The organism is Kribbella sp. (assembly GCF_035687465.1).
GTDB lineage: Bacteria > Actinomycetota > Actinomycetes > Propionibacteriales > Kribbellaceae > Kribbella.
Window position 1 is genome coordinate 1 of sequence record NZ_DASRXP010000742.1, and the last position, 6,189, is coordinate 6,189.

General features: G+C 67.2%; 3 protein-coding genes. 1 reads left to right on the plus strand and 2 read right to left on the minus strand.

Annotation, left to right across the window (positions count from 1 at the left end):
* Positions 1–393: 393 nt before the first annotated feature.
* Complete coding sequence (locus VFG33_RS40165; protein WP_325058293.1) at positions 394–1,503, plus strand: mannosyltransferase family protein; 1,110 nt, start codon at positions 394–396, stop codon at positions 1,501–1,503.
* Positions 1,504–1,688: 185 nt separating this feature from the next.
* Here the strand turns inward: VFG33_RS40165 and VFG33_RS40170 are convergent, their stop codons facing one another.
* Together VFG33_RS40170 and VFG33_RS40175 are read right to left on the minus strand one after the other, a co-directional pair.
* A complete protein-coding gene (locus VFG33_RS40170) occupies positions 1,689–5,663 on the minus strand; it encodes a GH92 family glycosyl hydrolase (protein ID WP_325058294.1) in 3,975 nt (1,324 codons plus the stop codon).
* A 225-nt stretch (positions 5,664–5,888) separates the two neighbouring features.
* Positions 5,889–6,189: LysR family transcriptional regulator substrate-binding protein (locus VFG33_RS40175; RefSeq protein ID WP_325058295.1), on the minus strand; the 301-nt coding region annotated here is incomplete at its 5' end.

The window sequence follows — 6,189 nt, forward strand, 5'->3', positions numbered from 1 at the left end:
GACCCCGCCCCCGTCCTCGCCAACGAGCCCGTCGTCACCGAGTTCGAAGCCGACGAAGACGAAGACGCCGAAACCTCCCTGGCCGACTATTCCGACTGGGCCAACAGATACCCCGAATAGTCCGAATAACCAATGATCAGCGCTGGCGGCATCCCGAGGGGTGCCGTCAGCGCTTTGAGGGCCAGGTGCGCAGGGCGGTCCATACGATTCGACAGGGGTGCTGGGCGATGGGGCACGATGGGGGCATGAATTCGCCCGGGCAGGTGTTTCCGCGTCCTCTCAACCTGACGTGGGAGCGGGGCGGCGCTGTTCGTGTTTGAGCGGACGGCGGGAGAGCGGCCGAGGCGGGCCAGGAGGGCTCGTACGGGGACGGCCGGTGGGCTCCGGCGATTGATGCCGGACCTGATGGCCCGGGAGACGCTCGGGTGGTGGCTGGTCAGTCGGATCGGGATCTTCGTCCTGTCGATCTCGGCGCCGCTGCTGTTCAACCGGGGGACCGACTACCCCAACATCTGGCATGCCTGGCTGCAGTGGGACGTGTGGCACTTCAAGGCGATCGCGGAGTTCGGGTACAACAACGGCGAGCCCTCCGGGGCACCGCTGGCGGCGTTCTTCCCGGGACTGCCGATCCTGATGCGCGTCGCGAGCTGGACCGGGATCGGGTACGTCGCCGGCGGCGTGCTGGTGTCCCTGATCGCCAGTGCCTTCGCCGGGGTCGCGCTGGCCCGGCTGGCGCAGTACGAGTTTCCGGAGCTGCGGAATCTGGGGCCGAACGCGGCGCTGATGTGGTTCTCCGCGCCGGTCGGGGTGTTCCTGGCCGCGCCGTACACGGAGGCGTTGTTCTGCGCGTTCGCGTTCCCCGGCTGGCTCGCCGCGCGGCAGGGGCGCTGGGCCCGGGCGGCGATCTTCGTCGCGCTGGCGTCGACCGTGCGGGTGTCGGGGATCTTCCTCGCCTTCGCGCTGGTGGTCGAGTTCGTCACCTCGAAGAAGCGGGACTGGCTGTCGCTGCCGTGGCTGGTGCTGCCGGCCGTGCCGGTGCTCGGCTTCATGGCGTACCTGAAGCAGATCCACGGCTCCTGGTTCGCCTGGCAGGCGGCGCAGGAGAAGGGCTGGGCGCGCGAGTTCACCTGGCCGTGGACCTCCATCGTGCACACTTTCGAAGCGGCGACCAAGGGCCACTTCCCGGCCGACCGGACCGACTGGACCTGGATGTTCCGGGCCGAACTGGTTGCCCTGTTCATCGGACTCGCGCTGCTGGTGTGGTTGCTCTGGCGCCGCTCCTGGGGCGAGGCCGCCTGGGTGGGGAGCACGATCGCCGCCTTCGTCACGTCGTACTGGGTCTACTCGCTGACCCGCGCCACCCTGCTGTGGTGGCCGCTCTGGATCGGCCTCGCCGTGCTGATGAGCCGAAAACCCTGGCTCGGCCGCCTCTACCTCGCGGTCGCGATACCCCTCGCAGCCATCTGGGCCGCCGCCTTCTTCACCGGCCGCTGGACCGGCTGACCACGCCGGAAAGTCCAGCATGTGGACAGATTTGGCTCGGGGCAACCTTCCCGGCGGCCCGGTCGTCAGTACGGGTGGTAGGGGTGGCCGGCCGGGCGGGGTCGCCACCCCTCCCTTATCTGTTCGAACGAGCAGACCTCCGGCGGAACCTTTCAGGGGCAGGTTCCGCCGGATATCTTTTCTGCTCAGCCGAAGTTGCGGTCGATCGACTGTGACGGCGTCGGACTCGGCTTGGTCTCCGCCACCCGCTGGTCGCTCGGGTGGACGCCGGCCTCGACGCCCTTCAGGGTGCCGAGCAGCTCGAGTTCGGCCAGCGTCACCCCGTCGGACCCGGCCGCCGGAGTCATCACCAGCCGGTACTGCGTGTACGCCTTCGGCGAGGCGACACTGAACGACCTGGTGTACGACGTGAACGCCCACGACTGTCCGCTGCGTTTGTCCACAGTCGCCCAGGTGGTCCCGTCGTTCGAACCCTCCAGCACCCACGCCGAGGGCGCAGTACCGGTGGTTCCGCTGGTCAGGCTGTACATCGTGACCGGGCGACCCTGCTGCAGCGCGACCGTGACGGTCGGAGTCGCCCCAGTCAGCGTCACCTGCTTCTTCGAGTCGTTGTCGGTCAGCGCGGCGACGTCCACCCCGCCGGCAGCCGTGACAGCGCCTTCATCCTCGGTCGAATCGCGCCACGTCATCGGGTCCTCGCCCGGCTTCGTGATCGACGGCGGAGCGTCGTTGCGGCCCGTACCCCAGCTCGACGGCTTGTCGGTCATGTCGAACTCGATCTTGCCGCCATTCGCGATCAGGTCGTGGGGCAGTGCGGTCGAGCTCCACTTCTTGCCGTTGATCTTGACGCCCTTGACGTACAGGTTCTTCGCGCTGTTCTTCGGCGCGCTGACCACCAGCTTCTTGCCGCCCGGCAGATTCACCGTCGCCTTGGTGAACAGCGGGGCACCGATCGCGTACGTCGGAGATCCCACCTGCAGGGGGTAGAACCCGAGCATGCTGAACAGGTACCACGCGGACATCTCGCCGTTGTCCTCGTCGCCGGGGTAGCCCTGGCCGATCTCCGAACCCAGGTACAACCGGTCCAGCACCTCGCGGACCTTCTCCTGGGTCTTCGACGGCTGACCGGCGAAGTCGTACATGTAGGCGATGTGGTGCGACGGCTGGTTGCTGTGCCCGTACTGCCCCATCCGGACGTCCCGGGCCTCGAGCATCTCGTGGATCGTGCCGCCGTAGCCACCGGTGTGGGTGGCGTCCTCCGGAGTACTGAAGAACTCGTCGAGCTTCTTCGCCAGGCCGTCGCGACCGCCGTACAGGGCAGCCAGGCCGGCGCCGTCCTGCGGGACCGAGAACGCCATGTTCCACGCGTTGGTCTCGGTGTAGTCGTGACCCCAGTCGCGCGGGTCGAACGTGGTCGGGGAGTTGCCCCAGACCCCGGCCGGATCCTTGCCCTGGAAGAAGTTCAGCGCCGGGTCGAACAGCGTGACGTAGTTGCGCGCCCGGTTCAGGTAGTAGTTGTAGTTGTCCAGGTACTCCTGCTTGCGCGGGTCGTTCTTCTTCGCCTTGTCGTACAGCGCCTTCGACAGGTTCGCGATGCCGTAGTCGTTGATGTAGCCGTCCATCGACCAACTGAAGCCCTCACCGGTGGTGTTGGCCGTGTAGCCGTTGAAGGCGGACAGGTCGAGGCCCTTGCGACCGACGTTCTCGGTCGGTGGCCGGACCGCGGCGTTCTTCAGAGCCGCGTCGTACGCCGCTTGGACGTCGATCCCCTTGATCCCCTTGAGATAGGCATCGGCGAACGCCACGTCGGAGCTGGTCCCGACCATCAGGTTCGCGTAGCCCGGTGAGGACCACCGGGAGATCCAGCCGCCGTCCTTGTACTGCTGGACGAATCCGTTCACCAGGTCGGCGGCCTCGTCCTGCGCGAACAGGCTGTACGCCGGCCAGACGGTGCGATACGTGTCCCAGAACCCGTTGTTCACATACGTCTGACCGGCCACCAGCTTCGAGCCAGTGGTGGTCGGAGTGTCGGTGCCGACCTTGGGCGACACCGGGGACGCGTACGTGATCACCGGCTTCTTCGCGGTGCCGGTGTTCTCGGAGCCGTTGTTCGGGTAGAGGAACAGCCGGTACAGGTTCGAGTAGAGCGTGGTCAGCTGGTCCGCCGTCGCACCCTCGACCTCGATCGTGCGCAGCCTGTTGTCCCAAGCGCGCTGGGCCGCGTCCTTCACCTTGTCGAACTTGCTGCCCGCCGCGAGTTCGAGCTCCAGGTTCTTCTTCGCCTGCGAGGTGCCGATCAGCGAGGTCGCCATCCGCAGCTGGACCTGCTTCACCGACGGGTCGAAGGAGAAGTAGCCGCCCACGTTCGCGCCGCCGCCGTTGGCGAGCTTGCCGCTGGCAACCACCTTCTGGTCGACCACGCCGTACACGAAGAGCCGTCCGGCTCCTGTGGACAGCCCGCTCTTCACGTCGCTGTAGCCGGTCACCACGCCGGTCTTCGGGTCGAGCGTGAGCCCGCCGAGGTTGCTGGTGTTGTCGAAGACCAGCGAGGCCTTGCCCGCCGGGAAGGAGAACCGCAGCATCGCGGCGTGGTCGGTCGGGGTCAGCTCGACCGCGTTGCCGTTGTCGAAGGTGACGCCGTAGTAGTACGGCAGGGCGGTCTCGTTGTCGTGACTGAACGCCCAGGCGCGGGCGTCGCGGTCCGCCGTCGGAGTGGCCGCGGTGGACGGCATCACCTGGAAGGTCTGCCGGTCGCCCATCCACGGGCTCGGCTCGTGGCTGATCGAGAACGCCTGGATCTCCGGCTTGTTCTCCGCGTTGTTGCCCTTGGCGTAGTCGTACAGCCAGGACGTCGATCCCGCGTTGGTGACCGGGGTCCAGAAGTTGAAGCCGTGCGGTACTGCGGTCGCCGGGAAGTTGTTGCCCCGTGAGAATCCGCCGGTGGAGTTCGTCCCGCGCGTGGTGATCGCGAGATCGGACGGGTGCTTGCTCGCCGTCTTCTGCGCGGCGGCATCCGGGTTGGTCGCCTTGCTGATCCGGATGTCGTCGATCCAGCCGCGGAAGTCCGCGGGACCCGACGGCTTGTCGTACGCGACCAGGATGCGCTTCACCGTCTTGCCGGCGGCGACCTTGCCGAGGTCGGCCTCGATGTTGTTCCACTGGTTTGTGGACAACCCCTTCGCCTCGCCCTGACCACGCGGGCTGAGCTTGAAGCCGTGGTAGTCCTTGGCCTTCAGGTCACTCAGGTAGGTGCCGTCGCTGAAGGCGAGGTCCACCGCCGCGTAGGTGCTCGGGTAGCTCAGGTCACCCTCGACGTGCTCGGGGAAGATCTTGTACGCGAGCCTGGTGTCCTTGCCGATGGTGAGATCCACGTCGACGATCTTGTTCCAGGTGTAACCACGGCCCTCGGCGGTCTGGTGCCCGGCGTACCGGAAGGACTTCACGCCGGTGAAGCCGGTCCGTGCCCGGGCGTTGTACGCGCTCGTCGGGCCGGAGTCGAGCCGCGACTCAGCCGTCTCGCCAGGGGGCGGCAGCGGCGCGCCGTTGGAGATGTACCAGTCGGCGAGCTGGACGATCCCCTCGCCGTGGTTCTGGGTGATGTCGAGCTTGAAGAACTTGTACGCCGTTTCGTTGGTGAAGCTGTATTCCTTGGTCTGGAACCGGGTCTCGAAGGACTCGTCGGTCCGGGTGTCCAGGGTGGTCCAGGTGGTCCCGTCGTTCGAGCCGGACACGGTCCAGTTCTTCGGGTCCCGGCCGTCGGCGTCGTTCGCGGAGGTCAGCGCGTACTTGCGGATCGTCACCGCGGCCGAGGTCTCGTAGGTCAGCCAGCCGGTCGGCTCGAACACGAGCCACTTGGTGAACTTGTCGCCGTCGGCCACGTTCGACGCGATCTCACCGCCTCCGGTGTTCTCGCCGTTCGCCTCGACCTTGGTGACCTTGTCCATCTCGCTGCCGCCGATCCCGGTCGGCGTCGGTCCCTCCACACCGTCGGCGCGGGGCTTGCCGTCCGGTCCGGTCTCGACCGCGTCGGTGTACCCGGGTTGCGGCTGGCCTGGTTCGAACGAAGTGAAGAAGGAGGACCCGGCCACGGCCGGCTGGGTCACAGGGGGCTGGGCAACGGCCTCGGTCCCAGTAGGTACGGCGGCGCTCGCTGACGTCATGGCAGTCATTGTCACAACAAGCCCGAGAGACGTGACGAGCCCCAGGGGGCGGCGGAGATTCATCAGCGCTCCTTGCACGGCAGACCGGCGTCCGGCCGACGGCCTTTCGCCAGAGAGTTACGCGGCCCCGATGACAAGGTTGTCAGCCCGCGTTCCGGGGTGATCCTGCCCATCGACATCACCCCCGGTCAAGCCCTCGTTGCCCTGAGTTCGCAACGTACTCCGTCATTCCCCCGGTACGACGTACTCCAGGAACCGGCGTGCCGCGGGAGTAGCGGCATGCCCCCGAGGCAGAACCAGGTCAACCCGCCGCATCAACTCGACCCCAGTAAGCGGAATCAAAACGAGCCCAGTACGACTCCCGACGGCGCCGGACCGGGCGGTGCCGGACCCGGTTGTCCCGGCGGCGCCGGACCAGGTGGTGATGGTGAGGCCGTTGGGGACGAGGGCGATGCCGGCGCCGGCGGCGACCAGGTCGAGGACCATCGTCCATTCGTTGACCTCGCACGCGATCCGGCGCGTCAGG

What these genes read in the sequence shown, in the direction of transcription:
- VFG33_RS40165 (WP_325058293.1), top strand. Translation starts at nt 394, where the DNA reads ATGCCGGACCTGATGGCCCGGGAGACGCTCGGGTGGTGGCTGGTCAGT.
- VFG33_RS40170 (WP_325058294.1), bottom strand. Translation starts at nt 5,663, where the DNA reads ATGACGTCAGCGAGCGCCGCCGTACCTACTGGGACCGAGGCCGTTGCC.